Consider the following 24,973-nt stretch of genomic DNA (forward strand, 5'->3'; position numbering starts at 1 on the left):
GCGTCCTCGGCTGACCGAGGCGGGAGAAGAGTTGATCTTACGGAGCCACCCCGATCACGCCGAAACGCCACGCCGCTGCTCGACGACGGTGCACCCGGATGGCAGTATCCGGGCGTGCTCGACTCCCGTTCCCCGGCCAGAACCCCGGCCAAACCAGGCCGCCGCGTCGCCTGGGCGCTGGCCGCGGTAACCGTCATCACCGTCGCCCTCACCGGCGCGATCAGCGCGTCCTCGGAGGACCGCGCGGACCGGCTGCTCATCGCGGTGGCGTCCAACCCCGACCCGGACCTGGTCAGCGGCGACGACGTGCTGGTGCGGGTCAGCGACCGCGCGGAGGACGCGCCCCGGCCCCGGGTACACCGCAACGGCGAGGACGTCACCTCCCAGTTCGTCGAGCAGCCGGACGGGTCGCTGCTCGGTCTGGTGTCCGACCTGCGCGCCGGCACCAACACGATCACCGCGGACTCCGCGCTGCGCCAGGCGTCGCTGACGCTGACCAACCACGACCGCGCCGGCCCGGTCCTCGCCGGCGAGCAGCAGCGGCCGTTCTTCTGCGAGACCACCGCCTTCGACCTCGAGCCGGCCGAGCAGCCGCGATGCGCGGCGCCGACCGAGGTCGGCTACCACTACCGCAACACCGACGGCGACTTCCTGCCGATCGACGACCCGGCCGACCCGCCGGGCGATGTGGCCACGGTCACCGTCAACGGCACGGAACTGCCCTACGTCGTGCGGGTGGAGACCGGCACCATCAACCGCGCGGTCTACGAGATCGCCGTGCTGCACGGCGGCGTCGACCCGTCACCGACCGACCCCACGGGCGAGCCGGGGTGGAACGGCCGGCTCGCCTACACCTTCGGCGGTGGCTGCAACGGCGGCTACCACCAGGGCGCGGTGACCGGTGGCGTGCTCAACGACGTGCTGCTCTCCCGCGGCTACGGCGTGGCGTCCTCGACACTGAACGTGCTGGAAACCAACTGCGGCCCGATCGTCTCGGCGGAGACCGCGCTGATGGTCAAGGAGCGGTTCGTCGAGCTGTACGGCCCGATCACGCACACCATCGGCTGGGGCGGGTCCGGCGGCGCGATCCAGCAGTACCAGCTCGCCGACGCCTACCCGGGCATCCTCGACGGCATCGTCCCCGGCGTCTCCTACCCGGACCCGCTGACCGTGATGAAACCGGTCACCGACTGTTCCCTGCTGAACACGTTCTTCGCCGGTCAGGGCGCGTCGTTCACCCCGGAGCAGCGCCGCGCCGTCGCCGGCTACAACACCTACGGCACCTGCGTGAAGTGGGCCCAGCAGTTCCTGAGCCGGATCAGGCCGACCAGCAGCTGCCCGGCGGCCATCCCGGAGGACGAGCGCTGGGACATGCGCACCAACCCCAAGGGCGTGCGCTGCGCGGCCGCCGAACAGTGGGTGAACCAGCTCGGCCGCGACCCGCGAACGGGGTTCGTGCGCTCCACCCTGGACAACACCGGCGTCCAGTACGGCCTGGCGGCACTGGAGTCCGGCACGATCAGCGCCGACCAGTTCGTGTCGCTCAACGCGAACATCGGCGGCTACAACGTCCTCGGTGACCGGGTCGACCGGCGGATGGCCGCCGACCGGCTCGCGCTGGCCGGGGCCTACGAGAGTGACCTGCTCAACACCGCGGGCCTTGGCCTGGCGACCACCCCGGTCATCGACCACCGCACCTACCTCGACCAGGCCGACACCGGCGACATCCACACCTCGGAGATGTCGTTCGTCATGCGTGAGCGGCTCGTCGAGGCCAACGGCAACGCCGACAACCAGGTGATCATCATGAGTGGCGAGGCGCCGGACGAGCAGCTCGCCGCCCAGAACTACGCGGTGGACGCGATGGAACGCTGGCTGACCGCGATCGCCGCGGACCCGTCCGACCGCGGCCGGGCGGCGAAGGTCGCCGCGAACAAGCCGGACGGGCTCGGCGACGGCTGCTTCCTGCCATCCGGCGAGCGGATCACCGAGGAGCTGAGCTACCCGGGCACCGGCCGGTGCGCCGAGCTGTACCCGCTGTCGGCGAACCCACGGCTGGTGGCGGGGGAGAACCTGGCGCTGACCGCGCTGAAGTGCGACCTGCGCCGGATCGACTTCGACGACTACCCGGTGACGTTCACCGACGCGCAGCGGGACGCGTTGCGCACGGCGTTCCCGGACGGGGTGTGCGACCACTCCCGGCCAGGGGTGGCCGAGCGGCCGGCGAAGGAGTCGTGGCAGCGCTTCGACTGACGGGTCAGCCCGCGCGGAGCCACTCGCCGAGGCCGGGGGAGGCCAGTGTGGTCAGCCGGCGCTCGTAGTGGTCGAGCGTCGGTTGGTCGAGGACCTCGCGCCACTGGCCGTTGGACCCGGACCGGAAGAAGTTCCGGTTGTCGCGCCACAGCCCGTAGTTCACCCCGGGAGCGAGCTCGTCGGCCCGCTGCCGCATGCTCTCGAACGTGGCCGCGGCCGCGAGCTCCTCGATCCGCGCGGCGCCGGGGTTGATCGACAACACCTCGGCCAGCCTGCGCAGCTCACCCGGTAGGTCGGCCTTCAGCTCCCGGTAGTGGAACAGGGCCACCTGGCGGTCGTCCCTGCGGTCCCAGAACGTCTGCAGATGGTGCACCACGTTGGCCAGCGTGACCCCGCGGGTTTCCGTCTCGGCGGCGAACTCGGCGTCGGTCCACTGGCGGAAACGCTGCCGCACGTCCTGCGGCGGCGGTGGGGGCGGCGGGCCGTCGAGCCGCGCGATGGCCGCGGGGTCGAGGTTGGCCGTCGCGTGCTCGAAGGACAGCATGACGTCGCGCGGGTCGCGGCCGACGCCGACGTAGGTGACCCGGTCGTCGGCGGGCAGGCCGTCCAGCGGGGTGTGGGTCTTGATGAACCGCCGGTGCCGCTGGGCTTCCAGCCGGGCGCGGGCTTCGACGACATCGTGGGTCACGGTGTCCAGCCACGGCGAGATCTCGGTGAGCGGGCGGGGGAGGCGAGGGCTGTCGAAGATCAGCAACGCGCACAGCATCTGCATCCAGGTGGTGCCGCACTTGGGCGGCGTGCTGATCACCACGTCCCCTTCGCGGAAACGGAAATCGGCCCACAGGGCACTGTCGGAGACCTGTGTTCGGTACCGCCGCGGCTCAACCATTCCCCAGCCCTTCCGTCGTCGGCGACCAGTCTGCCACCGCCGCGGCGTTCGGGCATGTCGACGTGCTTCCGTTGCTGGGCAACGGGTGGCGTCGACATTCGGTCGGGTATGGACGGTCGAGCGGGCATCGACGCCGCGCTGGTACGCGGTGCTGGTACGCGGCGCGTTTGGGGAGTCAGGCCCAGCAGTTGGTTTTGGTTGAGTAGCGGAGCAGGACGGGGGCTGTCTGGGTCACGACGCCGTCGGTCGCCCAGATCTCGCCGTAGTGGTCGCCTTCCGGTGCGGCCGCGATGGCCACCCACATGAAGCCGTTGACGTAGTCCTCGTGGTGTGAACCGGGCGGGAACGTGGTGGTCTGCTCGGCGACCGAGCCAGGGGGGAAGTCCCGGATGCCGGTCGTGATGGTGTTCTCCCAGGTGCCGTTAACCTGGGAGAAGAAGTAGGTCTCGCGCGGCTGGTCCGGCCGGAGGCAGACCTGCTGGAGATAGTCGGCCAGCTTCCAGGTCGGTGGGGCGGCCGCGGCCGGGGTGACGCTGACCAGCGTCAGCAGCAGTGCGGCGACCATGGTCAGCGAGCGTCGGACACCGCGTCGGATCGATCTCATCCGGTACCTCCTGGCGTTGGGTGCGTGTGTTTCCGTTTCCCGCCAAGCGAATGCCGTGTTTCGGCCTAGCCGAGCACCGTCTCCCGCTGGATCGGGGACGGCCGTGCCGTGATGTCGGCGAGGTCAGTGGCCGAGGGTGCTCGCCCGGATCGCGTTGAGGAGGCCCTGTAGGTCGGCGCGCAGCACCGGGCCGTTCGGGTTCTTGCTGTCCCGCACGGCATCGAGGGTGCCGGCGAGTTCGACGCAGTCACTGTTCTCGCCGCCGGAAACGCTGCTTTTGCGCCACTGCATGCCCAGTTCGACGCAGGCATTATTCCCGCCGCCGGAAACGCTGCTTTTGCGCCAGTGGATCGTGGGGATCGTCATGGGGATCGCGTGCCCTTAGCTGTTGGAGGAGGTGGGTGGTCTTGGTGGGGGACAGTGCGAGGTCTGTTGCCTGGTCGAAGGTGGTGGTGAAGCGTTGTACGTCCTTCTCATTGTCCACCCACGCGCCGCCCGCGGGGTATTCGAGGTATACGCCGGGGATGGTGTCGGGTTCGGGGTAGTCGACGATGATGAAGGAGCCGTTCATGGTGCTGTAGCCGCCAGTGGTGTAAGGGAGCACTTGGAGGGCGATGTTGTCGCGCTCGGCGAGGAAGAGTAGGTGTTCGACTTGTTCGCGCAGCACGTCCGGGCCGCCGATCTGGCGATGGAGGACGGCTTCGTCGATGAGCGCGTGGAGTTGCATGGGGTTGGGACCGTCGAGTGGTTTCTGACGATTCATCCGCGCGGCGACCACGCTGTCCGATCGCATGTTGGGCTCGTAGAACAGGTGCGCGGCTTGCTCCAGCGCGCTGGCGTAGCGCTTGGTTTGCAGTAGGCCGGGGACTACGTAGGGCGCGAGTTCGCGCTCCCGTACGGCCTCGCGTTCGGCGTTGACCAACTTGCGGTAGGCCTTGGGGGCGCCTGCAGGCAGGCGCACGGAGCGGGGTTCGTCTTTGGCGTCGTCGAAGAGGCGGGCGGCTTCGATGACGTCGCCGTCGGGGGCGTTGTAGAAGGTGAGCAGCATGTGCACGGTGCTCCAGATCGGGAGCACCTCACCGGTCTCGTAGCGGCTTACGGTGGGGCGCTTGGCCTTCAGCAGATCGGCCGCCTCGTCCATGGTCTTGCCCGCGCCTTTGCGGACGTCACGCAGGAACGCGCCGAGCCGCTTCTTCAACCTTGTTGGGGATGCCATGGCCGGCAGCCTACGTCCGCAATCGGTACCGCGCATTTACACGATCGAGGGATAGACCCGTGCACGTGCACGTTTTATTGTTCTGGCGTCGCGGTGAAGCATCCCGAGAACACCGCCGGAGCATAGGCCGTCCCCGAATCCGTGGATCCCGCGGCTCCGCGCCAGAACGTACGTGCATAGATCAGAGGTGAGACATGGACGAGGTGGACGCGTTGCTGGAGAAGGCCGGCAGGCGCGGGTTCATGTGGCATCAGTTTCGAGTGGACAGACACGGCCCGGAAATACTGGCCGGGGTCTACCAGTGGGCGGGCTGCGCCGACGTCGTGGTGATCCCCGGCCCGGCGAACGCGCACGCCTACCGCACCCCGACCGGCCCGAACACCGACGTGTTCGCCCCGTCCCACGTGTGTTGGTGGTACGGGGACAACACGCTGCTGTGGCGCTCCCGTCCCGATCGCCCACCAGTCATCAGCCACGGCAGCGACACTCTCGTATGGACACTCCGAGCCCTGCTCACCCTGCCGGCCCCCACCGCCCCCGCCGCGCCGACCCGCCTGGTCCCCGCCCTCCCCGGCACCGGTATCACCGGCACCCGAGTCCCGGTCCGAATCCGCCGCCGCCCCCCAACGCCGCAGTGAAGGGTCCCTTCGCTGCGTTTGCCCAGGACGATTGTCGACTAGTTTGGAGTGGAGTGTGACGGTGACGCCGTTCGCGTTGGTCTCAGCTCAGGATCGGCGGCTGATATTCGCCTTCGGGATGGATATCGATCTGCCATCGGGGCGCGAGGTCATCACTTTTCGCCGCGAGGCCTCCGGGAAATCCACGTTCGGCGTGTACGGGTCCGCCGAGGCGGCACGCCGGCGATTCAGCATGATCACGCCACTGGAACTCGTGTGGGAACCCGGCTGCCGCTGCTGCCTGTGTGTCGCGGAGGAGGAATCCTGCGGCCGGGACGGCACCTGCGCGAACAACACCTTCCCCAGGATCTGAGCGGCTCAGTCCCAGCCGGAGACGAACGCCTGGACCGCGCCGGTCACCGGGTCGTACCTCCGCCGCTCAATGGTGCCGATGTTCGCGCCATAGACATGTATTCCGACCGTGGGCACGTCACCGACGGCCGCGACGGCATGCACGTCGTCGTCGGTCGTGCAGCACACGGTGACCTGTCCGCGCCGCCACACGTGTTCGCCGGCCGGCGTGAGGGGCGTGCCCGCCTCGGTGGGCTTGAGGTAGCGGTACTCGCGTTCGGCGCCGGCGTAGATCCCGACGACACCCCAGGTGTCGTGTCCGTGCACGGGGGTGCGCTGCCCGACGTTCCAGACGACGGCGGCCAGCGACCACCGGTCGCCGGCGGCGATGTGCAACGGGTAGTTGACATGACGCTCGGTTGCCGGCCGGGTGCACTCGGCCGGCAGCCGGTAGTCGCCGGCCAGCAGCGCGGACAACCGCTTCGCGACCCGCTCGGTGATCTCGAACTCGTCGTCGGTGGTGTCGAGCACGCGGTCCACGTCGTCGATGAAGCTCCGAAGGGTGCTCATGGTCAGCGCCCCAGCACGCGATAGGTCACGTGCGTGACCGTGGCCGCGGCGCGCGCCGTCACCTGCTCGAGCGTCAGCGGCGGCACACCGTCGAACAGCCGGGTTCCCGCGCCGAGCGTGAGCGGCACGATGTGCAGCCGAAGCTCGTCGATCAGGCCGGCGGCGAGGTACTGGTTCACGGTGGTCGCGCCGCCGTGGATGGAGATGCCGCCATCGCCGGCCGCTTCCCGCGCCCTGGCGAACGCGGCCTCGATGCCGTCGGTGACGAAGTGGAACGTGGTCCCGCCGTCCATGGGCTGCGGCTCGCGGGCGTGGTGGGTGAGCACGAAGACCGGCGCGTGGTAGGGCGGATTGTCGCCCCACCAGCCGGTCCACGGCCGGTCCCACGCGCCACGCACGGGGCCGAACATGTTGCGCCCCATGATGAACGCCTTGGCCGTCAGCATTCTGGCGAACTCGTCGGGGTGCTCGTCGGGGCCTTCGGCGTACCAGGCGTGCAGCTTGTCGCCCCAGCCGTCGCCGCCGTCGTCGCCGAACGGGCGCTGCTCGGTCTGGTTGAGCCCGGCCGCGTAGCCGTCGGCGGAGATGGTGAGGTCGCAGGTCACGGTGTTCATGCGATCAGCATGGGCCAGCCGTGACATGACGTCCAATGCCAAAACCAGCGAGCACTCATTGATATCCTTGATGAATGCTGAACCTGGTCCAGCTCACGGTGCTGGCCGCGGTGGCCCGGCACGGCTCGGTGACCGAAGCGGCCAACCAACTGCACTACTCCCAACCCTCGGTGAGCCACCACCTCGCCCGCCTGGAGGCGGCCACCGGCGTCAAGCTCGTGCAGCGGGTCGGCCGCGGGATCCGGCTGACGCCGGAGGGGCGGCTGCTGGCCAACCGGGCCGCCGAGATCGTCGGCCGGGTCGACGCGGCGACCACCGAGCTGGCGGCCCAGGTCGGCCTGCGGGCGGGGCGGGTTCGGTTGGCCGCCAACGCGTCCGCGCTGAGCACCATCGTGCCCAGCGCGGCCGCCACGCTGGCGCGGACGTACCCGGGAATCGAGCTGAGCCTGGTCGAACAGCACCCGGTCGAGGCGTTACAACTGTTGCGCCACGGGGAGATCGACGTCGCACTCGTCTTCCGGCACGCCGACGCCCCGGTCGAGGACGACGGCTTCCACCTGCGCCACCTCACCGACGACCCGATCTACCTGATCAGCCAGCGCCCCGACGACAGCCTCGCGAACCACCGCCACTCCGCCTGGATCGGCGGGTGCGCCCGGTGTCAGGACGAGCTGACCGCGGTGTGCCGGCGCGCGGGCTTCACTCCCCGCATCGCCTCGCACAGTGACGACATGGTTGTCGTGCAGGCACTTGTCGCCGCCGGGGCGGGCGTGACCACCCTGCCAGGGCTCGCGCTCCAGGCCCATCGCCGCCCGGACATCCACGCCACCGAACTGGCCGGCGCCCAGCGCCACATCCACGCCGCCACCTACGGCGAGCCACCCGACCCGCCGGCCGTCGCCGCCGTGCTGGCCGCACTCACCGAGTCGACGGTCACGATTCCCGTGCCGGGTCGAGCCTGGCCACGGTGAGCGCGGCCACCGCCACGACGAACACGCCGAGGGTGCGGTTGCCGTCGGCGCCGCCCAGCTGTCACCTGAGCTTGCGTGTGACCAGCTCGTCGAACTCGCGGTCGGGCAGGGTCCGGTTGAGCTCCAGGAGCTGGTCGGCCATCCAGCCGACCGCGTACCGGGTTTCCGGCCGGTCGGACTCGATCGCCTGCCGGATGGCCTTGGTGAGCTGGCTCGGTATCAACCGCCGGGGATCGCGGATGTCGGGTCCACACCGGAGAACGCGAGTCCGATGACGAAGCCGGCGACCTCCTCGAGTTGACGGGCCCGGCGCAGCGGCCCGAGCACAGCGGGCTGGGCACCCACGTCGCGGACCAGGTCCGCGGTGGTGCGCAACGCGGTCTCCTGGTCGCCGGCCAGGACCACGGTCACCGGCGAGCGTCCCGCGTGCCACTGGTCGGCGGGGAACAGGTGGAACGCCTTGACCACCTGGGCGCCGGGCGCCCAGTCGGCGATGTGCTCGGCGATCGCCCGGCCGTCCGTGGTGCGCAACTCGCCGATGCCGTGCTCGACGGCGTTGGTGGGGTCGATCAGGGGCGTGCCGGCCAGCGAACCGGCCGCCGCGCCGGCGGCGCGCAGGATGTCGGGCAGTCCCTGCCAGGTGACCGCGACCAGCACGGCGTCTCGTCCACTGACCGCCGCCGCCGGGGTCACCGCCCGTGCTGGTTCGCCCATCGCGGTGGCGGCGGCTCGCGCGTTGTCCGGCGAGCGGCCGCCGACCAGCACCTCGTGGCCGACCCGGGTCCACGCCGTGCCGAGGCTGACCGCCAGGGTGCCCGTGCCCAGGATCCCGATCCGCATGACTGGCTCCTTGTCGACAGTGGACTGTTACGGACTACCGTAGGAAAGTCGTTACCCACCGATTGGTAGGAAACCGATGGCGGAGTTTCTCGCGGACTGCCGGCTACGCGCGGCCACCGACCTGTTCACCCACACCTGGGACCCGGTCGTGCTCGCCGGGCTCCAGGACGGGCCGCGACGACGTGCCGACCTGCTCGCCGCGATCGGCGGGCTCAGCGACAAGGTGCTGACCGAGACCCTGCGTCGCCTGCTGGCCAACGGCCTGATCGACCGTCGCCGCTACCCGGCCGCACCGCCCCGCGTCGAATACCACCTGAGCCCACTGGGGACGACCCTGGTCGAGGGCCCGCTACGCGCACTGGCCAGGTGGACCATCGACCACGGCGACGAACTGTTGGCGGCACAGGAGACTCGCCGGTAGTACGAGTCGACATCACCGCAGAGCGAGATTTTTCCTTGCCACACATGGGAAGGCCCGGCTTTCCCAGGGGGAGGAGGAAAGCCGGGCCTAGTTCGGGGTTCAGACGACGGTCCGCAGCACTTCGGTCAGTGCGCTGATTACCTTGTCCTGCAAGTCAAGCGACAGTGACGGGTACATCGGCAGCGAGAAGATCTCGTTGGCCAACTCCTCGGTCACCGGTAGCGAACCCCGCTGGTAACCCAGATGTGCGAACCCACTCATCGTGTGCACCGGCCACGGGTAGCTGATGTTCAGGTTGATGTCATGGGACCTGAGCGCCTCGATGATCCGATCCCGCGCGGGATGCCGTACCACGTAGACGTAGTAGACATGGTCGTTGCCATCGACCGGTTCCGGCAGCACCAGGTCCGTGCCCGCGAGACCATCGGCGTAGCGCCGCGCCACCGCGCGCCTGGCGTCGATGTAGTCGTCGAGCCGGCGGAGCTTGCGGCGCAGGATCTCCGCCTGCACCTCGTCCAACCGCGAGTTGTGGCCCGGTGTGGCCACCACGTAGTAGACCTTCTCCATGCCGTAGTACCGCAGCCGGCGCAGGTTCTGGTCGATGGTCTCGTCGTCGGTGATCACCGCGCCGCCGTCGCCGTAGGCGCCGAGCACTTTGGTGGGATAGAAGGAGAACGCGGCCGCGTCGCCCATGCTGCCGGCGACCCGGCCGTGGTGGCGGGCACCGTGGGCCTGCGCGCAGTCCTCCAGGATCGTCAGGTTGTGCCTGTCGGCCAACGACTTCAGCGGCGCCATGTCGACGCACTGACCGTACAGGTGCACGGGCACCAGGCACTTCGTCCTCGGGGTGATGGCCGCCTCGACCTGCTCGACGTCCATCAGGTAGTCCGTTCGCCGGATGTCGACGAAGACCGGTCTGGCTCCGGTGCCGTCGATCGCGACCACCGTCGGCGCGGCCGTGTTGGACACGGTGATCACCTCGTCACCCTCGCCGATGCCAAGTGCCTGGAGGCCGAGTTTCAGCGCGTTGGTGCCGTTGTCCACGCCGACGCAGTGCCGCACACCGTGGTATTCGGCGAACTCCGACTGGAAGCCGGCAACACTGTCGCCGAGTACGAGTTTGCCCGAGCGGAAGACCTGGTCGACCGCGTCGAGGATGTCCGTGCGCTCGTTCTCGTACTCGGTCAGGTAATCCCACACATACGTGGTCATGGGGCGCTCCATCTGCCTTTCGCTGTTGACTGACGTAGTGCTCCGGCGAGCACTCACCACGCCTGCGGGATCTGGCTGACCATGGGCGGGAACAGGTCGTCCAGTTCGGAGAGCAGCGCGTCGTCGAGCGCCAGCTTGAGCGCGTGGGTCGCGCTGTCGAGGTGCTCGATGGTGCGCGGGCCGATCACCACACCGTTGACGCCCGGCCGGCCGAGCAGCCACGCCTGGGCCAACTCGGCGGGATCGAGGCCGCGCTCGGCGCACAGCCGTTCGTAGGCGGCGACCTCCGCGCGCTTGGACTCGAGGGCCACCATCGCCCTGCCCTGCGCGGTCTTGACCGCGGTGCCGGCGGCGAGCTTGCCCAACCCGCCACCGAGCAGGCCGCCGTGCAGCGGAGAACAGGCGAAGATGCCGATGCCGTAGGCGTTCGCGGCGGGGATGAGCTCCAACTCCGGCTGCCGGCTGAGCAGGTTGTAGAGACACTGCTCGGCGACCAGGCCCAGGAAGTGGCGCCGGTCGGCGCTCTCCTGGCCGGCCGCGAGGCGCCAGCCGGTGAAGTTCGACGAGCCGACATAGCGGACCTTGCCCTGTCTGACCAACAGTTCCATCGCCTGCCAGATCTCCTCCCAGGAGGCGGTCGGGTCGGCGCTGTGCAACTGGTACAGGTCGATCCAGTCGGTCTTCAACCGCCGCAACGAGTCCTCGCAGGCGGCGACGATGTGCCTGGCTGACAGGCCGCGGTCGTTGGGCCGGTCGCTCATCGAGTGGCAGACCTTGGTGCCGAGCACGACCTGCTCCCGCCGGCCGCCACCCGTGGCGAACCAGTCGCCGATGATCTCCTCAGTGAGACCTTTGTGGACCTGCCAGCCGTAGTGGTTGGCGGTGTCGAAGAAGTTGACGCCGTGCCCGAGCGCGGTGTCCATGAGGGCGTGTGCCTCGTCCAGTGTGGTGCGTACGCCGAGGTTCAGCGTGCCGAGACACAGTGGACTCACCCGCAACGCGGTCCGGCCGAGCCGTACGTAGTCCATGTCGACTGTGTGTACGGGCGGTGACCACCGCCGTCAACCCTTATCCCTGGCCCCTACACCCGGTTCTTGACGATCGCGGCGATCAACTCCGGACTGCAGCCGACGGCCTTGGCCAACGCCTGGTAGGACCACCGGCGCGGGTCGGACTCGCGCAGTCGGCGGACCATGGCGTTACGCTGCTGGCGGTGCTGTTCGGCGAGTTCGAGCGCCGCCTCGGCAGCGCGGTGGTGCTCGCGTGCCTGCTGCGCCCGGATGTCCGAGACGCCGCCCATGGCTCACAGACCCTGGGTGAAGTCCGTGATCAGCGTCGGCACCGCTGCGTCGAACCCGGCGATGTCCAGCATCCCCGGATCGGTCGGGTCCGCGATCGAGAAGTGGGTCGCGGTCATGCCGACCACGACCAGCTTCGCGTCGATTCCGGTCTGTTCCCGGTACTGCCGCAGCGCCTGGTGTGGGTGCACCTGACCGGCCCAGGTGTCGTTGTCGGTGTAGACGACGAACGTGTCTACCGCCAGCCCGTTGTCCAGTGCGTGCAGCATCGGCAGCGCGCAGTCGGTGCCACCGAACGGCAGATTGGATACCGCCCCGATCGCGTCGTCGAGCCGTTGTCGGGGCCCGATCGACAGTGGACTCAACGCCGCCGCGCCGGACCCGGCGGTGAAGGCGACGATCTCGTAGTTCGCCTCGGTCGCCGCGGTCACCAGCGCGAGGGCGGCCGATGCCTCGCGCGGAGTGATCGACAGGCCACTGATCGGATGGGAGCTCATCGAGCCGGACACGTCCAGTGCCAGCATCAGCCGTTTGCCCGACGGCTCGACCGTGCCGAACGCCGCGTAGAACCCGGCATCCAGCGCATCGACGATCGGCCGTGACGGCGTCCATTCGGAACTGCCGCGGGCGCTGTGGCCGGACGCGTAGGTGCGCTGGGCGACCAGCATGGCCACCGGGTGCACCCTGGCGGCGCGCAGTCGCTCCTGGTCGGCCAGTCGCTCGGCGACGGCGGCGGTGCGGGCACCGAGCGGGGACAACAGGCCCAGCCTGGTGAGGCGGGGTAACTGGCGCATCAGCGCGGTCTGGGGCATGCCTCGGTCCAGTAGCGCCTCCCACACCACCTGGGTGTTGAGGTGTTCGTCGGGCAGCATCTCCCAGGACAGGCCATGGTCGGTGACCAAGGTCGCGACCTGTTGCGCGGTGGTCGCCGCCTGGGCCCGTTGGTAGGCCTCGAGGATGCTCAGCCCGTCGAGGTCGGTGTCCTGGCCCAGGATCCAGCGGAACAGCCGGGTGCGCTGGTCGTCGTCGGTCCTCGGGTGCGCCAGGCGCAACAGGTCGCGGTGTGACCAGCCTTCGCGTTGCTGGTACTTGACCGCCTGGAACGCCACGTCCGGCACCGGCTTGTCCAGGTACCAGTTCGCCACCGCGCGTCGCAGGCCCCGGCCCCAGCCACGGAACTGTTCGACGTAGCGGGCGAACAGAAACAGGTGGGTGCCGGTCCGCGCGACCAACGGCAGCGCGGCGAGCGCGGTGCGGCGACCGTCGTCGTCGCCGAGTGCGCAGGCGGCGGCGAGCGCGAACAGTGTCGGCTGCTGCTTGGGTGCCCGGCCGGCCTGCGACACGGCGATCAGCTCGGCCACCAGCTCGGTGGTGTTGGTGCGGGCCAGTTCCAGCACGACCTCGGCGTTGTCGCTGGTCAGCTCGGGCGCGTCGGCGTAGTAAGTGCCGCCGTCGGTGCCAAGGACGAGAAACCGGCGCAGCCGCGCCAGGTTGTCGATGGTGAACGTGTGGCCACCGGCGTTGTTGGGCTCCTGCCGGGGGTCGGCCCGCTCGGTCTGTGGGGTCCGGCGGGTGTTGATGGTGGCGAGTGGATCGTCCACAGTGGCTCCTTAGCGGAACCGGCAGGGCTGCGGGCGAGTGAGTGACGACCGGACGCTATAGGAGGTAACCGATCATCTCCGGCCCGCAGCTGCCTGCCGGCGAAAGTGGGCCGCGGGCAAGAAAGCGATGGCCGGAAGTCCACTGCTCTGCCGATGAGCTACCGCGCGGCCAGGCCGCGCGGACGGGAGTCGAACCCGTCACCCGTGGAGCCGGTAACCGACCATCTCCGGCCCGCGGTGCACTTTTCTGTTGTCGTGTGGACTGTAGTGCGTTACACCCTACCGCGCAACGGAGTTGCCCAGAACGACGCGACCGTCGTGGTGATCCACACCGGATCATCGAGCCACGCGAAGTGCGCGCCGCCGGGCAGGGCGGCCAGGGTGGCGTTCGGGAACAGGCCGGCCAGTTCGGCGACCGCGCTCAGTGGGGAGTTCGCGTCGACCTCGCCGGCCAGCACCAGCACGGGTGCCGGGAACGTCGCCAGCGCCGCGCGGGTCTCCGCCGGCCGGAACGCGCCGTCGGTGCCGAAGGCGGCGGCGGCCTCGTTGTTGCGCAGCCGTTCGCCGCTCGCGTGGTGGGCGCGGGTCTCGTCGTCCCACCGGCCGTAGTTCACCGGCGCGAGCGCCGCCAGGTCGGCCGCCGTCGGCTCCCCGGCGTTGATCCGCTCGAAGGCGGCGGACGCGGTGGTGTACCACGGTTCTTCCGCCCGCCTGGCGATGATCTCGCGCCGGTCGGCGGTGGTGATGTCGACGCCGATCGCGCGGACGCCCGGGTTCACCAGCACCAGCCGGCCGACGCGGTCGGGGTGGCGGGCCACATAGGACACCACGATGTTCGCGCCGGCGGAGTGCCCGAGCAGGTTCAGCTGGTCGAGACCGAGGTGTTCGCGCAGCGCCTCGAGGTCGTCGACCAGCCGGTCGCAGCGGTAGGTCGCCGGGTCCGCCGGCACCGAGGACTGGCCGGTGCCGCGATTGTCCAGCAGTACCAACTGGAACCGGTCAGACAGGCCACCGAGGTCGGCGAGGTAACCGGCGTCCAGGCCGGGGCCGCCCGGCACGCACACCAGCGGTTCGCCCGCGCCGCGAACGTGGTAGGCGAGTTCGGTTCCGTCGTACGAGCTGAAGGCAGACATGCGCCGGATGGTCCCAGCCCGCCCAGGCATGGGCAATCGGATTACCGGGCCGACAACTCGCCGGCGACCTCGGCCGGGGACGGCATGCCGGCGATCTCCCCGGCGATCGCCATGGCCGCGTCCCGGTGATCGTTCCCGTTGTGGGGTAACAGGTTCCGTGCGCACTCGGTGACCGCGTCGGCGGTGAACTCGTCGGGGAGCAGGCACAGGGCGGCGCCCGCGTCCCGCAGTGCCTCGGCGTTGGCGAACTGGTCGGCTCCCTGGGGCAGCACCAGTTGCGGGACGCCGGCGGCGAGCGCGCCCAGGGTGGTGCCGCTGCCCCCGTGGTGCACGACCACGTCCGCCAGCGGCAGCAGGTCCGCCTGCGGCACCCAGGCCAGCGCGGTCACGTTCGCCGGCAGCTCACCGAGCAGCGCGGGGTCCACCCGGCCGGTGGCGACCAGCACGTGCGCCCCGGTTTTCGCCAGTCCGGCGATCGCCGTGGTGAGCTGTTCGGCCGTGCCGAACGCGGTGCCCAGCGTCAGGTAGACCAACGGATGGTCGACCGCCGGTAGGTCGCCCGACTCGGCGAAGGGCACCGGCCGCAGCTCGATCCGCTGCTCGTTGGCGATGAAGTCCTTGTCCTGCAGGGACGGCGGGCAGATATCGAGGTGCGCGCGGTCGGCGACCCTGGTCGGCAGCTCAAGGCCGATCCCGTCGGGGATCATGCGGCCGAAGCCGTGCCAGAGACCGGGGACGCCGGCTTCGCGCGCGGCGGTCGCCGCCCCGGGCACGCCCCACCCGTGGACTACGAGGTCGGGCCGCAGCCGGGCCAGTTCCGGCGCCAGGTCCTCGGCGTAGATCTCGTAGAACGCGTCCGCCGGGCGGAACGGCCGCAGGTCCAGCGCGGCCAGCGGCCCGTGCACGTGCTCGCCGGCGGCGAACCACACCTCATGGCCGGCGGCCCGCGTGGCGACCGCGAGCGGGATCATCGGATAGGTGTGCCCGACCGAGGCGAGGCTGGCGAACAGGATGCGCATACGCGGAACCTAGCGCGTGGCGATCACAGGCTGAACGCCACCGAACGCAGGATCAGCGCCACGATGAACACCAACGTGAACGCCAGGTCGAGGCCGATGCCACCGGCCCGGATCGGCGGCAGCACCCGCCGCAGCGGCGCGACCACCGGCTCGGTCGCGGCGTGCGCCAGCCTGCGGGCGCGACGCACCCAGGGCGGCCCGATGCTGGCCACCGCCACCCAGTCGAGCACCATCCTGGCGACCATCACCAGGATGAACACCGTCAGCGCGTACCCGAGCAGGGTTCCCACGAGGTCCATGTCGAACTCCCTCCACACCGATACAACGTCTCGGCGGCGCTGAAGTTCACATCCTGGCGGGTTCTCAGGGGATTTTCAGCACGAGTTCCCGCCGGGACCGCCGCATCCAGGTGATCAGCGCCGACAGTGACTCCGTGTTCGGTGCCGCTGGCTCGTCGTCGGCGCCGCTGCCGGCCATCGCGGCGAGGAACCGCGCGGTGCGCCCCTGGTCGGCGGCCACCTCGCGCAGCATGTCCACCCGGTGCGGCGGGCAGGACAGCTTGGCCACCGCGAGCGTGTCGTGATAGTCGCCGATCAGCGCCTCGTGGCGCAGGGTGGCGAACCGGTCGAGCGCGACCTCGGTGGCCAGCCGGTCGCCGAGATCGGCCGGTAGCACCTCGGCGAGCAGTTCCGCCTGCAGGAACGCGTGGGTGATGCCGCGGGCGGTGATCGAGTCGCGGTGGTGGCCGGCGTCGCCGACCAGCACCCAGCCCCGGCCGGCCGGGGTGCGGAAGAAGTTGCGTTGGTCGCCGGTGCCGTAGAGGCGGTCGACCTGGCCGCCGGCCAGCATCCGCTCGTACAGCTCCGGTGCGCCCGCGCGCACCGCGCCGGCGAACGCCGCCGCCGCGTCGCGCCGAACTTTCGGGTACTCCGCCTGCGGGAAGTAGGCCTGCACCAGGGTGGCGCCGTCGTTGGTCGGCACCGCGCCGATCCACCGGCCGGGGGACTCGTGGAGTTCGAAGTGGTCGGTCGCGCCGGTGAAGAAGCCGTAGTAGACACAGGTCTTCGCCGAGTCCGCGACGACCGTGGCCGCGCGCACGGCCTGGGCGACCGTGGAGCGCATGCCGTCCGCGCCGACCACCAGCCTGGCCCGTTCGACGATCTCGACGCCGTGGGTCCGCAGCCGCACGCCGGTGACCCGGTCGCCGTCGAACTCCAGGCCGGTGACCGCGCAGCCGTCGCGCAGCTCCGCGCCGGCCGCCGCCGCCGCGCGCGCCAGGATCTGGTCGAGCACGATCCGGCGGGGCGCGTACGCGGCCAGTTCCGGCCCTGGTGGGCCGGTGAGCGTGACCATGCCGGTGCCGGGAGCGCCGATGCGGTAGCTGACGCGGTCCAGCGCGGGGGCGCCGGCAGCGGTCACCTCGTCGAGCAGACCCCAGCGTCGCAACCGGGCGACGCCCCGGGTGTTGATGTACAAAGTGGACAGCGTGTCGCGCGGGAACTTCGCCCGGTCGACCAGCAGCACCCGGTGGCCCGCGCGGGCGAGCAGCATCGCGGTGGTCGAGCCGGCACATCGGGCGCCGACCACGATGACGTCGTACATACCTACCTCCCAAAGGTGTTGGCGGCCAGCAGGGTCGACTCGGCCGTGGCCGGCGACGACGCCGGCAGTTGGGCCATGGCCAGGCGGATCGCGGCGGACAGCTGGTGGTCGACGCCGTCGACGTGGTCGTGGGGCGCGGGGTCGACCACCACATCCGGCTCCACGCCGTGGTTCTCCAGCCACCGGCCGGCGAACTCGTAGGCGAACTCTGGCTGGGTGGTGGTGGTGCCGTCCACCAGGTCGTGGCGCGGCCAGGTGGCCACCACGCCGCCCCAGGTGCGTTTGCCAACCAGCGGGCCGAGGCCGAGGGTGGTGAACACGTGGCTGAAGATGTCGCCGTCGGAGCCGGCGTGTTCGTTGGTGAGCGCGACCATCGGGCCGCGTGGCGACTCCGGCGGGTAGGGCGCGCGTCCGCTCCACCGGCCGGTCTCGTGGCCCTGCCGGCGCCTGGCCAGTTTCTCCAGCATCAGCCAGGAGGCGAAGCCGCCGGAGTTGAACCGCACGTCGACCACCAGCGCCTCGCGGTCGTGTTCGGTGAGGAACGCTCTGGTGAACTCGCCGTAGCCGCGCAGCGTCATGTCCGGCACGTGCAGGTACCCGACCCGGCCGCCGGACAGCGCGTCGGCGGTGGCGCGGTTGGCCTCGACCCAGTCGCGGTAGCGGGCGGGGGACTCGTCGGCGAGCGCGCGCACGCAGACCCGTCGCGGTGGGGTGCCGTCGCGGGCGACGGTCAGCTCGACCTCCTGGCCGGCCTGGCCGACCAGCAGCCGGGCCGGGCCGATGGTGCCGACGGGTTGGCCGTTGACCGCGATCACCTCGTCGCCGGGGGCGATGTCGGTGCCCGGTCGGTTGCACGGGGAGGTGGCCTGTTCGTCCCACGGGTCGCCGCGCAGGATCCGCGCGATCCGCCACCGGCCGGCCGACACCTGCCAGTCGACGCCGAGGAAGCCCTGCGCGTACTCGGGTCGTTGGCGGTACTCGCCGCCGGACTCGTAGGCGTGTGAGGTGCCCAGTTCGCCGTGCAGCTCCCAGATCAGGTCCGACAGCTCGCCCCGGCTGGCGATCAGGTCCACCAGCGGCAGGTAGCGCTGGTACAGCGCGTCCCAGTCCACTCCGGACATGTCGCGGTCCCAGAAGTTCTCCCGCTGCAGCCGCCAGGCCTCCCGGAACATCTGGCGCCATTCCGCGCCGGGGTCGACCGCGACCTTGAGCCGGTCGAGGTCCACCCAGCCGGTGTCCCGGCCGGGATCATCGGAGGTGGTGTCCTCGGGGGCGTGCTGGGCGCGCAGCACCCGCAACCGCTTGTCCGCCTGGCACACCAGGGTGCCGCCGTCCGCGCTGAGCACCAGGTCGTCGACACCGGTGAGGTGCTCCTCGGCCTCGCCGGTGGTCAGGTCCAGCAGCTCCACCCGCCCGGTCGGTCCACTGTGGGCGGTCACCGGCTCGGACAGCAGCAGTACCTTGCCGCGGAGGCCGAGGACGCGTTGGTAGCGGGCTTCCGGCACCGGGAGGGCGATGACTCGGCGGTCGATCCCGTCCGGGTCGACCACGACCTCGACCGCCGCGCGTTCGGGCGGGTCCTCGAACTCGGCGGCCAACGGTTTGGGCGCCGGTGCGAACGGGGATGGCGTGGCGGCGGACAGGGTCACCAGGTAGGGCCGTCGGCCGAGTGGGAAGCCGAGGCCGAGGCAGACCTGGTCGTGGTCGGGGGTGAAGTCCCGCTGTCCGACGAAGTACAGGTACCGGCCGTCGGGGTCGAAGCTCGGGCGGACGTCGTGCAGCACCGGCCGGGTGACCGGCACGATCCGCCCGGTGGCCACCTCGACCAGCCGGATGCCGGTGGTTCGCGCGGAGTTCGGGTAGGCGTAGGCCAGCCAGCGGCCGTCCGGCGACCAGGCCAGGTCCTCGATCCGGCCGTGCTGGGCGTGGTCGAGCAGCCGGGTCGGGGCGGCGGGGTCGACCAGGTGCAGTTCCTGGCGCTGGGTGGCCACCGCGACGAGTTGGCCGGCGGGTGCCGCCGCGACCTCGGTGATCAGCCCGAAGTCCACATCGGACACTTCGGTCGGCTCGCCGCCGGCCATCGGCAGCAGCACCAGGCGTTCGGCCGGCCGGTCGTCGCCGGCGACCGCGACCAGGTGGGTGCCGCCGGCGAGCCAGCAGAGCTGCCGGTAGCGCACGCCGTCGGCCAGGCCGTGCTGGCGTGCCGGGCCGGACCAGGTGGGCATGGTGAACGCCTTGCCGCGGGCGACGACCGCGAGCGCGGACCCGTCCGGCGCGGGCACCGCACTGTGCAGGTGGTCGGCCGCGGGGGAGAACCGCCTGCCCCGCTGGGTCCGTGAGCTGGGTAGCGCCACGTCGATCCGTCTGGTCGGGGCGCCCGGCTCGACCAGGTACAGTTCGCCGCCGGCGTGGTGGACGAGCCGGGCACCGTCGCCGCTCAGGTTGCGCGCGTAGAAGTCCAGCGGTGCGTCGTGTTCGGTCAGTTCACCGTCGGTTGTCCAGGAGTGCACTGTGGACACTCCGGTCCGGTCGGACAGGAAGTAGAGCCGGTCGCCAAGCCAGCACGGGGCGGCGAGGTTGCCGTCGACGGGCAGCCGGGTGAACTCGCCGGCCGGCCCGGCGATCCACAGCTCGCCCGCGGTGCCGCCGCGATAACGCTTCCAGCGTGCCGGATCGGCGGTGTTGCGGCCGATGGCGAGCAGTCCACTGTGGCCGAAGGCGAGCGCGCTCGCGTGACCGTAGGGCAGCAGGCGGGGCAGCCCGCCGTCCGGCTCGACCGCGAACAGCCGGGTACCGAACCCGGTTGGCAGGCCGGCGGCGCTGGCGAACACGATCTCGCCGGTGTCCGGGTGCCACCCGGTGACCGCACAGCGGGTGCCGTCGTAGGTCAGCCTGCGCGCGGCGCCGCCGGCCACCGGCAGGACGTACACCTCCGGCGGGCCGTCCTCGGCGGCGACGAACGCCACCAGGGTGCCGTCCGGTGAGAGCCGGGGGGAGGCCGGCTCGGACAGGCCGGCGGTGAGCCGGGTCGCGGTGCCGCCGCCGGCGGGCACCGACCACAGGTCGTCCTCGGCCACGAACACCACGCGCTCGGCGTGGATCGTCGGGAACCGCAGGTAGCCGCGCATCGGTTACCGCCTGGCCAGGCCGTCGCGGGCCAGCACGGTCAGCGTGCCGGCGGTCATGGTCACCCGGCCGTCCACAGTGGTCTGACCGTGGACCAGCGCGGTGTCGCCGACGACCCGGGTCAGGTGCACCTCGTGGCGCATCGTCTGGCCGGGGAACACCGGTTCGTGCAGGCGAACCGCGCGGGCGGCGCCGAACGCCAGCGTGCCGGCGACCCGTGGCCTGCTCAGCAGGAACAGCACCGCGCAGGCCTGGGTGAACGACTCCAGTGCCAGTGAGTCCGGGTAGGCGCACGCCCGGCGGTCCAGTTCGGACGGCAGGTCACGGTAGCAGGGTTCGGTGGTGCGCACGGTGAACTCGGTGACCGCCCGCTCGCCCGGGACGTGCTCGACGACCCGGTCGGTGAGCAGGATCGGCGGCCGGTGTGGCAACAGGTCCCGCACGTTCACCGTCGCGGCCGGTGGGTGCGGTCGCGGTACGGCGGTGCCGACGGGCGCCGCCGGGCGGGCGGTCGGCCGGACACAGCGTAGGACCGCGGTCGCGGCCGGACCCTTGGCACGCACGAGATAGCCGTCCTCGGCTGGGGTGATCGACAACGCGAGACGCAGGGTGTCGCCGGGCAGCAGCGGTGTCCGGAACCGCACGGACTCGACCTCGGCGAGCACCAGGTCGTGGTGGCCCAGCAGCCGGCGGGTGGCCTGCAGCGCCGACTCGAGCACGAACACCCCGGGGTAGATCGGCCGGCCGGGGTAGTGCCCGGCCAGGTACGGGTTGTCGGCGCGGATGGTCTGCACCGCGCTCAGCGCACCGCCGGCACCGATCAGCACATCGTCCACAGCCGACAGTGGGCGGGCCGTGCCGGTGGTTGTGCTGGTGATCATGGCCGGTCACCGCCAAGGACCCGGCGCGCGCTCGCGGCCAACGCCGGCCGGTCGATCTTGCGGTTGGCGTTGAGCGGGAAGCGGTCCAGGTGACGGAGGTGGCGCGGCAGCATGTTGCGCGGGAGCATCGTGCCCAGCTCGGTCACCAGGTCCGCGGCCGGGGTGTCGGTGCCGACGTAGAAGGAGACCAGCTCACCGTCGACCGCGACCGTGACCGCGTCCTGTACGCCGGTGCAGCGCCGCAGGCCCCAGTCCAGTTCGGCCAGCTCGATCCGCACGCCACGGATCTTCACCTGGCTGTCCCGCCGGCCGAGATAGGCGAGCTCACCACCGGGCAGCCGTCGGACCAGGTCGCCGGTGCGATACCAGCGATGGCCGTCGAGTTCGAGGAACCGGCCGGTGTCGTCGGCCGGGTCGAGGTAGCCGGGGAACAGCTGCGCGCCGCGCACGCACAGCTCACCCGCCTCCTGGTCGGGGTTTCTGTCCCCGTCGACGAGCACCGAGGACATGCCATCGTGGAGGCGGCCGATCGAGACGATGTCGTTGACGCACAACGCGGGCGAGGTGTCCGGGTGCCAGCGGTGCACGCTGCAGGAGATGGTCAGCTCGGTCGGGCCGTACAGGTTCTCCACAGTGGACTCCGGCGCGGCCGCCAGCCAGCCGGCCGCGTCCTGGGCGAGCAGCGGCTCGCCGCAGAACAGGCTCCACCGCAGCGTCGGCATCGACCCCGGGGTGAGCCCGCGCAGCCTGCGCACCAGCGACACCACGCTGGGCGAGGAGAACCACACGGTGATCCCGTTCCTGGCCAGGAAGTCCTCAATGGACAGGAAGGCGGTCGGCGGCACGCACACCAGCCGGCCGCCGCAGCCCCACGCGGTGAACAGGTCGAACATGGCCAGGTCGAAGGTGAGGTCGAAGGTCTGGGAGAACACGTCGTGCTGGGTGAACCCGTAGCGGGCGTGCATGGTCCGCAGGTAGTGGTCGACGTTGCGGTGTCGCACCGGCACACCCTTGGGCCGTCCGGTCGACCCGGAGGTGAACAGCACGTAGGCGATGTCCTCGGCGGCCACCTCGACCGGCGCGGTGAGCGGCTCGCCGGGCTCGGTCACCACCGGCACCCCGCGCAGCGCGGCCGCCAGTTCCGGCAGCACCGCGACCCCACCGTGGTCGGCGACCAGTGTGGACAGTCCGGCGCCGGTGATCATGTTGTGCGTGCGCTCCGCCGGGTACTCCGGGTTCAGCGGTACGGCGGTGCCGCCCGCGTACCAGGCGCCGAGGATCGCGACGTACGCGTCGAGTGTCCGGTGGGCCAGCACGCCGACCCGGCCGGGGTTGCCGCCGGTGGCGGCGACGATCGCCCCGGCGACGCCCAGAGCCCGTTGGTGCAGTTCGGTGTAGGTCAGCGAGGCGCCGCCGACGCTCAGCGCGGTGCCGTCGGGGTTGGCGGTGAGCCCTCGGCGGAACCAGCCGGTGAGCGTGCCGGTGCGGGTGTCGAGTCCGCTGGTCATCGGTACTCCTGGGAATCGGTGGGGCGCAACGGGTTGTCCTGGTCGGACCAGCCGGTGACCACCGCGCAGGCGAGTGCGCCGTCCTGGTCGACCGCGACGACCACGCCCGCGTCGTCCGGTCCCCAGCGCTGGGTGCGCGCCCGGTCGACGAGGGTGGCCAGTTGCAGTGCGGCATGGCCGCTGTAGCAGTCGCCGATCTCCTCGGTGCTGGTGTCCGGGGTGAGGGGCAGCACGGCACGCAGGCCGACGCGTTGGCTGTCGTCGACCTCGGCGTCGCCGGTCGGCCGCATCGCCAGCCACCGGACGTGTCCCGGGTCGGTGCCGGCCGCGGTGAGCGTGTCGGCGACCATGGCGCGGATGGTGTCCGGGTGCGTGGGGTCGCCGGTGCGGGTGCGTACGGCGCCGAGCGTGGCGTGGGGGCGGCGGCCGGCGGCCAGCGCGACGTCGGCGCGTTCCAGCACGAGCATCGCGGCGCCCTCGCCGGGCACGGCGTCCGGGCGGGTGGCGGCGGCCAGCAGCGTGGTGGGTTCGGTGACCTCTTCGGCCGCGCCGACCAGGACCGTGTCCGCGTGCATCGCGAGCAGGGTCGTCGCGGCGTGCCGCAGGGCGCCGAGGCCGGCGAGCGGGCCGGCGGCGATGGTCGAGTTGGCGCCGCGCAGGCCGTACTTGATGGCCATCGCGCCCGCGGTCGTGTTGATCACCAGGTTGGGCATGGCGACCGGGTTGACCATGTGCGGCCGTTCCCGGTCGAAGGAGTCCCAGCCGAACTCGACGCCGCCGGTCACGCTGCCGCAGGTGGTGCCGAAGGACACCCCGACGGCGTCCCGGTTGTCGTCGGTGACGGCGAACCCGGCGTCGGCCAGCGCCGCGCCCCCGGCGACCAACGCGAGGTTGGTGGTGCGGTTGTTGAACCGCGCGGTCCTGCGCCCCAACACCCGGACGAAGTCCAACCCCACCACCACAAACGCCCGCTTGTCAGCCTCCACCGACTCCGGCCGCACGGTCCCCACCCCGGTGAAGACCAGCCCGGTGTGACTAGGCATGGGAGTCCACCTTTCCGAGGAGCACGATGGCGTTGTTGCCGCCGAAGGCGAAGCCGTTGTTCTGCGCGATCCTGACCTCCGCCGGCCGGGACGTGTTCGGCACCGGGTCGACGCCGTGCAGTTCCGGATCGGTGGTCACGTGATTGATCGTGGGTGGCAGGAAACCGTTAGTGATGGCGAGCGCACAGGCGGCCGCGCCGAACCCGCTCGCCGCGCCCATCGTGTGGCCGAGCATCGACTTGATCGAGCTCATCGGCGGCAGCGCCTGGCCGAACACCGCCCGCGCGGCCGTGGTCTCCACCAGGTCGTTGGTGCGCGTGCCGGTGCCGTGTGCGCAGATGTAGTCCACCTGGTCGGGCGTGATGCCCGACCGTTTGTGCGCCACCCGCATACAGCGCGCGATACTGTCCGCGTCCGGCGCGACCGGGTGCGCGGCGTCGCAGGTCATGCCGTAGCCGAGCACCTCGGCGTAGATCCGCGCCCCGCGCGCCACGGCCACGTCCAGCTTCTCCAGCACCATGGCGATGCCGCCCTCCGCGGTCACCATGCCGGTGCGGTCCCGGTCGAACGGGCTGCACCGCTCGCCGGCCAGCGCGCCGAGGCGGTGGAAGCCGGCGTGGAAGAACCGGCCGACCGAGTCCGCGCCACCCGCGACCGCGACGTCCGCCGCGCCGGCGGCGATCAGGTCACAGGCGTAGCCGAGCGCGTAGTTGCCGGCTGCGCACGCCGTGCCCAGGGTGACCGCCTCGCACCGCACGCCGAGCTCGGCGCCGACCGCGATGGCCAGCCTGCTGGCCGGCAGCTTGACCGCGGTCGACCGGTCCGGGGTGTGGAAACCGTTGCGGTACCAGGACTCGGTCAGCTCGACCAGCGGCACCAGCTCGCCGCCGGTGGTGCCGACGACCACCGCGGTCCGGCCGTCTGGCAGCTCGACGCCGGCGTCGGCGACCGCCAGCCGCGCGGCCGCCGCGGCGAACAGCGACGACCGCCCCCAGTCCTGTTCGGACAGTCGGTGGAGCAGCTCGGCCGGGCGGAAGTCGGCCACCTCGCCCGCCCGGACGCGCTCGAACCCGGTGGTGTCGAAGCTGGTGATGGCACTGATGCCACTGCGTCCGGCACGCAGCGCGGCACCGAACTCGCCGACGCCGACGCCGATGTTGGACACCGGCCCGATGCCCGTGATGACCACGCGCGGACGCATGTC

At 71.1% G+C, this 24,973-nt stretch carries 26 protein-coding genes; 5 read left to right on the forward strand and 21 right to left on the reverse strand.

Annotated elements, in window-relative coordinates; all coding sequences use genetic code 11:
• Positions 1 to 114 precede the first annotated feature (114 nt).
• Complete coding sequence (locus tag ACYVIP_RS39465) at positions 115 to 2,253, forward strand: DUF6351 family protein (protein WP_460406051.1); 2,139 nt, start codon at positions 115 to 117, stop codon at positions 2,251 to 2,253.
• Between the two features lie 4 nt (positions 2,254 to 2,257).
• Here ACYVIP_RS39465 and ACYVIP_RS39470 read toward each other — a convergent pair whose 3' ends face one another.
• The 4 genes from ACYVIP_RS39470 to ACYVIP_RS39485 all read right to left on the reverse strand — a co-directional run bounded on the left by ACYVIP_RS39470 (position 2,258) and on the right by ACYVIP_RS39485 (position 4,962).
• Complete coding sequence (locus ACYVIP_RS39470) at positions 2,258 to 3,061, reverse strand: sulfotransferase domain-containing protein (protein WP_460406053.1); 804 nt, start codon at positions 3,059 to 3,061, stop codon at positions 2,258 to 2,260.
• A gap of 256 nt (positions 3,062 to 3,317) precedes the next feature.
• Positions 3,318 to 3,746 carry a DUF5980 family protein gene (locus ACYVIP_RS39475; RefSeq protein ID WP_460406055.1) on the reverse strand — a complete coding sequence of 143 codons (429 nt, stop codon included), beginning with the start codon at positions 3,744 to 3,746 and terminating at the stop codon, positions 3,318 to 3,320.
• Positions 3,747 to 3,869: 123 nt separating this feature from the next.
• Positions 3,870 to 4,112 (reverse strand): DUF397 domain-containing protein, encoded by a 243-nt coding sequence (locus tag ACYVIP_RS39480; RefSeq protein WP_460406057.1) that lies wholly within the window; start codon positions 4,110 to 4,112, stop codon positions 3,870 to 3,872.
• On the reverse strand, positions 4,057 to 4,962 hold the full coding sequence (locus ACYVIP_RS39485) for a helix-turn-helix domain-containing protein (protein WP_460406059.1): 906 nt from the start codon (positions 4,960 to 4,962) through the stop codon (positions 4,057 to 4,059). Before ACYVIP_RS39485 ends, ACYVIP_RS39480 begins: the two co-directional genes overlap by 56 nt.
• Positions 4,963 to 5,156: 194 nt before the next feature.
• On the opposite strand from ACYVIP_RS39485, the gene ACYVIP_RS39490 reads away from it, so the two are divergent.
• Positions 5,157 to 5,600: a hypothetical protein gene (locus tag ACYVIP_RS39490; protein ID WP_460406061.1), complete on the forward strand. Its 444-nt coding sequence runs from the start codon at positions 5,157 to 5,159 to the stop codon at positions 5,598 to 5,600.
• Between the two features lie 61 nt (positions 5,601 to 5,661).
• On the forward strand, positions 5,662 to 5,952 hold the full coding sequence (locus ACYVIP_RS39495) for a hypothetical protein (RefSeq protein WP_460406063.1): 291 nt from the start codon (positions 5,662 to 5,664) through the stop codon (positions 5,950 to 5,952).
• 5 nt (positions 5,953 to 5,957) lie between these two features.
• Here the strand turns inward: ACYVIP_RS39495 and ACYVIP_RS39500 are convergent, their stop codons facing one another.
• Together ACYVIP_RS39500 and ACYVIP_RS39505 are read right to left on the reverse strand one after the other, a co-directional pair.
• Positions 5,958 to 6,500 carry a cysteine dioxygenase family protein gene (locus ACYVIP_RS39500; protein WP_460406065.1) on the reverse strand — a complete coding sequence of 181 codons (543 nt, stop codon included), beginning with the start codon at positions 6,498 to 6,500 and terminating at the stop codon, positions 5,958 to 5,960.
• A 2-nt stretch (positions 6,501 to 6,502) separates the two neighbouring features.
• Positions 6,503 to 7,114 (reverse strand): dihydrofolate reductase family protein, encoded by a 612-nt coding sequence (locus ACYVIP_RS39505; RefSeq protein ID WP_460406067.1) that lies wholly within the window; start codon positions 7,112 to 7,114, stop codon positions 6,503 to 6,505.
• Positions 7,115 to 7,188: 74 nt separating this feature from the next.
• On the opposite strand from ACYVIP_RS39505, the gene ACYVIP_RS39510 reads away from it, so the two are divergent.
• On the forward strand, positions 7,189 to 8,085 hold the full coding sequence (locus tag ACYVIP_RS39510; protein ID WP_460406069.1) for a LysR family transcriptional regulator: 897 nt from the start codon (positions 7,189 to 7,191) through the stop codon (positions 8,083 to 8,085).
• A 61-nt stretch (positions 8,086 to 8,146) separates the two neighbouring features.
• Here the strand turns inward: ACYVIP_RS39510 and ACYVIP_RS39515 are convergent, their stop codons facing one another.
• Both ACYVIP_RS39515 and ACYVIP_RS39520 read right to left on the reverse strand, forming a co-directional pair.
• The gene (locus ACYVIP_RS39515; protein WP_460406071.1) at positions 8,147 to 8,308 is read right to left on the reverse strand and encodes a hypothetical protein; all 162 of its coding nucleotides are present in this window, start codon (positions 8,306 to 8,308) and stop codon (positions 8,147 to 8,149) included.
• Positions 8,305 to 8,925, reverse strand: a complete 621-nt coding sequence (locus ACYVIP_RS39520; RefSeq protein WP_460406073.1) for an NADPH-dependent F420 reductase — start codon at positions 8,923 to 8,925, stop codon at positions 8,305 to 8,307. Before ACYVIP_RS39520 ends, ACYVIP_RS39515 begins: the two co-directional genes overlap by 4 nt.
• 76 nt (positions 8,926 to 9,001) lie before the next feature.
• Here ACYVIP_RS39520 and ACYVIP_RS39525 point away from each other — a divergent pair, with 76 nt between their 5' ends.
• Entirely contained in the window at positions 9,002 to 9,346 is a 345-nt protein-coding gene (locus ACYVIP_RS39525) for a winged helix-turn-helix transcriptional regulator (protein ID WP_460406075.1), read from the forward strand.
• A 99-nt stretch (positions 9,347 to 9,445) separates the two neighbouring features.
• Here the strand turns inward: ACYVIP_RS39525 and ACYVIP_RS39530 are convergent, their stop codons facing one another.
• From ACYVIP_RS39530 to ACYVIP_RS39590, 13 genes are all read right to left on the reverse strand, one after another.
• Positions 9,446 to 10,558 carry a DegT/DnrJ/EryC1/StrS family aminotransferase gene (locus ACYVIP_RS39530; RefSeq protein WP_460406077.1) on the reverse strand — a complete coding sequence of 371 codons (1,113 nt, stop codon included), beginning with the start codon at positions 10,556 to 10,558 and terminating at the stop codon, positions 9,446 to 9,448.
• Positions 10,559 to 10,611: 53 nt separating this feature from the next.
• The gene (locus tag ACYVIP_RS39535; RefSeq protein ID WP_460406079.1) at positions 10,612 to 11,586 is read right to left on the reverse strand and encodes an aldo/keto reductase; all 975 of its coding nucleotides are present in this window, start codon (positions 11,584 to 11,586) and stop codon (positions 10,612 to 10,614) included.
• A gap of 53 nt (positions 11,587 to 11,639) precedes the next feature.
• On the reverse strand, positions 11,640 to 11,858 hold the full coding sequence (locus tag ACYVIP_RS39540) for a hypothetical protein (RefSeq protein ID WP_460406081.1): 219 nt from the start codon (positions 11,856 to 11,858) through the stop codon (positions 11,640 to 11,642).
• A 3-nt stretch (positions 11,859 to 11,861) separates the two neighbouring features.
• Positions 11,862 to 13,457, reverse strand: a complete 1,596-nt coding sequence (locus ACYVIP_RS39545) for a TROVE domain-containing protein (protein WP_460406083.1) — start codon at positions 13,455 to 13,457, stop codon at positions 11,862 to 11,864.
• A 272-nt stretch (positions 13,458 to 13,729) separates the two neighbouring features.
• Positions 13,730 to 14,590, reverse strand: a complete 861-nt coding sequence (locus ACYVIP_RS39550; protein WP_460406085.1) for an alpha/beta fold hydrolase — start codon at positions 14,588 to 14,590, stop codon at positions 13,730 to 13,732.
• Between the two features lie 41 nt (positions 14,591 to 14,631).
• Positions 14,632 to 15,609 (reverse strand): glycosyltransferase, encoded by a 978-nt coding sequence (locus ACYVIP_RS39555; RefSeq protein WP_460406087.1) that lies wholly within the window; start codon positions 15,607 to 15,609, stop codon positions 14,632 to 14,634.
• Between the two features lie 23 nt (positions 15,610 to 15,632).
• Positions 15,633 to 15,908 (reverse strand): YggT family protein, encoded by a 276-nt coding sequence (locus tag ACYVIP_RS39560; RefSeq protein WP_460406089.1) that lies wholly within the window; start codon positions 15,906 to 15,908, stop codon positions 15,633 to 15,635.
• A 64-nt stretch (positions 15,909 to 15,972) separates the two neighbouring features.
• Positions 15,973 to 17,211, reverse strand: a complete 1,239-nt coding sequence (locus ACYVIP_RS39565) for an NAD(P)/FAD-dependent oxidoreductase (protein WP_460406091.1) — start codon at positions 17,209 to 17,211, stop codon at positions 15,973 to 15,975.
• A 2-nt stretch (positions 17,212 to 17,213) separates the two neighbouring features.
• Complete coding sequence (locus ACYVIP_RS39570) at positions 17,214 to 20,339, reverse strand: S41 family peptidase (RefSeq protein ID WP_460406093.1); 3,126 nt, start codon at positions 20,337 to 20,339, stop codon at positions 17,214 to 17,216.
• A 3-nt stretch (positions 20,340 to 20,342) separates the two neighbouring features.
• Positions 20,343 to 21,218 (reverse strand): 3-hydroxyacyl-ACP dehydratase FabZ family protein, encoded by an 876-nt coding sequence (locus ACYVIP_RS39575; protein ID WP_460406095.1) that lies wholly within the window; start codon positions 21,216 to 21,218, stop codon positions 20,343 to 20,345.
• Positions 21,215 to 22,726, reverse strand: a complete 1,512-nt coding sequence (locus ACYVIP_RS39580; RefSeq protein WP_460406097.1) for an amino acid adenylation domain-containing protein — start codon at positions 22,724 to 22,726, stop codon at positions 21,215 to 21,217. The genes ACYVIP_RS39575 and ACYVIP_RS39580 overlap by 4 nt, the downstream gene beginning before the upstream one ends.
• Positions 22,723 to 23,769 carry a beta-ketoacyl synthase N-terminal-like domain-containing protein gene (locus ACYVIP_RS39585; protein ID WP_460406099.1) on the reverse strand — a complete coding sequence of 349 codons (1,047 nt, stop codon included), beginning with the start codon at positions 23,767 to 23,769 and terminating at the stop codon, positions 22,723 to 22,725. The genes ACYVIP_RS39580 and ACYVIP_RS39585 overlap by 4 nt, the downstream gene beginning before the upstream one ends.
• On the reverse strand, positions 23,762 to 24,970 hold the full coding sequence (locus ACYVIP_RS39590; protein WP_460406101.1) for a beta-ketoacyl-[acyl-carrier-protein] synthase family protein: 1,209 nt from the start codon (positions 24,968 to 24,970) through the stop codon (positions 23,762 to 23,764). The genes ACYVIP_RS39585 and ACYVIP_RS39590 overlap by 8 nt, the downstream gene beginning before the upstream one ends.
• Positions 24,971 to 24,973 lie beyond the last annotated feature (3 nt).

The organism is Actinophytocola sediminis (assembly GCF_054779715.1).

Excerpts from the sequence above, each read along its gene's own strand:
- ACYVIP_RS39590 (WP_460406101.1), bottom strand. The coding sequence starts at position 24,970 with ATGCGTCCGCGCGTGGTCATCACGGGCATCGGGCCGGTGTCCAACATC.
- ACYVIP_RS39480 (WP_460406057.1), bottom strand. The coding sequence starts at position 4,112 with ATGACGATCCCCACGATCCACTGGCGCAAAAGCAGCGTTTCCGGCGGC.
- ACYVIP_RS39475 (WP_460406055.1), bottom strand. The coding sequence starts at position 3,746 with ATGAGATCGATCCGACGCGGTGTCCGACGCTCGCTGACCATGGTCGCC.
- ACYVIP_RS39500 (WP_460406065.1), bottom strand. The coding sequence starts at position 6,500 with ATGAGCACCCTTCGGAGCTTCATCGACGACGTGGACCGCGTGCTCGAC.
- ACYVIP_RS39565 (WP_460406091.1), bottom strand. The coding sequence starts at position 17,211 with ATGTACGACGTCATCGTGGTCGGCGCCCGATGTGCCGGCTCGACCACC.
- ACYVIP_RS39570 (WP_460406093.1), bottom strand. The coding sequence starts at position 20,339 with ATGCGCGGCTACCTGCGGTTCCCGACGATCCACGCCGAGCGCGTGGTG.
- ACYVIP_RS39490 (WP_460406061.1), top strand. The coding sequence starts at position 5,157 with ATGGACGAGGTGGACGCGTTGCTGGAGAAGGCCGGCAGGCGCGGGTTC.
- ACYVIP_RS39550 (WP_460406085.1), bottom strand. The coding sequence starts at position 14,590 with ATGTCTGCCTTCAGCTCGTACGACGGAACCGAACTCGCCTACCACGTT.
- ACYVIP_RS39540 (WP_460406081.1), bottom strand. The coding sequence starts at position 11,858 with ATGGGCGGCGTCTCGGACATCCGGGCGCAGCAGGCACGCGAGCACCAC.
- ACYVIP_RS39575 (WP_460406095.1), bottom strand. The coding sequence starts at position 21,218 with ATGATCACCAGCACAACCACCGGCACGGCCCGCCCACTGTCGGCTGTG.
- ACYVIP_RS39505 (WP_460406067.1), bottom strand. The coding sequence starts at position 7,114 with ATGAACACCGTGACCTGCGACCTCACCATCTCCGCCGACGGCTACGCG.
- ACYVIP_RS39560 (WP_460406089.1), bottom strand. The coding sequence starts at position 15,908 with ATGGACCTCGTGGGAACCCTGCTCGGGTACGCGCTGACGGTGTTCATC.
- ACYVIP_RS39580 (WP_460406097.1), bottom strand. The coding sequence starts at position 22,726 with ATGACCAGCGGACTCGACACCCGCACCGGCACGCTCACCGGCTGGTTC.
- ACYVIP_RS39585 (WP_460406099.1), bottom strand. The coding sequence starts at position 23,769 with ATGCCTAGTCACACCGGGCTGGTCTTCACCGGGGTGGGGACCGTGCGG.
- ACYVIP_RS39510 (WP_460406069.1), top strand. The coding sequence starts at position 7,189 with ATGCTGAACCTGGTCCAGCTCACGGTGCTGGCCGCGGTGGCCCGGCAC.
- ACYVIP_RS39530 (WP_460406077.1), bottom strand. The coding sequence starts at position 10,558 with ATGACCACGTATGTGTGGGATTACCTGACCGAGTACGAGAACGAGCGC.
- ACYVIP_RS39520 (WP_460406073.1), bottom strand. The coding sequence starts at position 8,925 with ATGCGGATCGGGATCCTGGGCACGGGCACCCTGGCGGTCAGCCTCGGC.
- ACYVIP_RS39535 (WP_460406079.1), bottom strand. The coding sequence starts at position 11,586 with ATGGACTACGTACGGCTCGGCCGGACCGCGTTGCGGGTGAGTCCACTG.
- ACYVIP_RS39555 (WP_460406087.1), bottom strand. The coding sequence starts at position 15,609 with ATGCGCATCCTGTTCGCCAGCCTCGCCTCGGTCGGGCACACCTATCCG.
- ACYVIP_RS39485 (WP_460406059.1), bottom strand. The coding sequence starts at position 4,962 with ATGGCATCCCCAACAAGGTTGAAGAAGCGGCTCGGCGCGTTCCTGCGT.
- ACYVIP_RS39525 (WP_460406075.1), top strand. The coding sequence starts at position 9,002 with ATGGCGGAGTTTCTCGCGGACTGCCGGCTACGCGCGGCCACCGACCTG.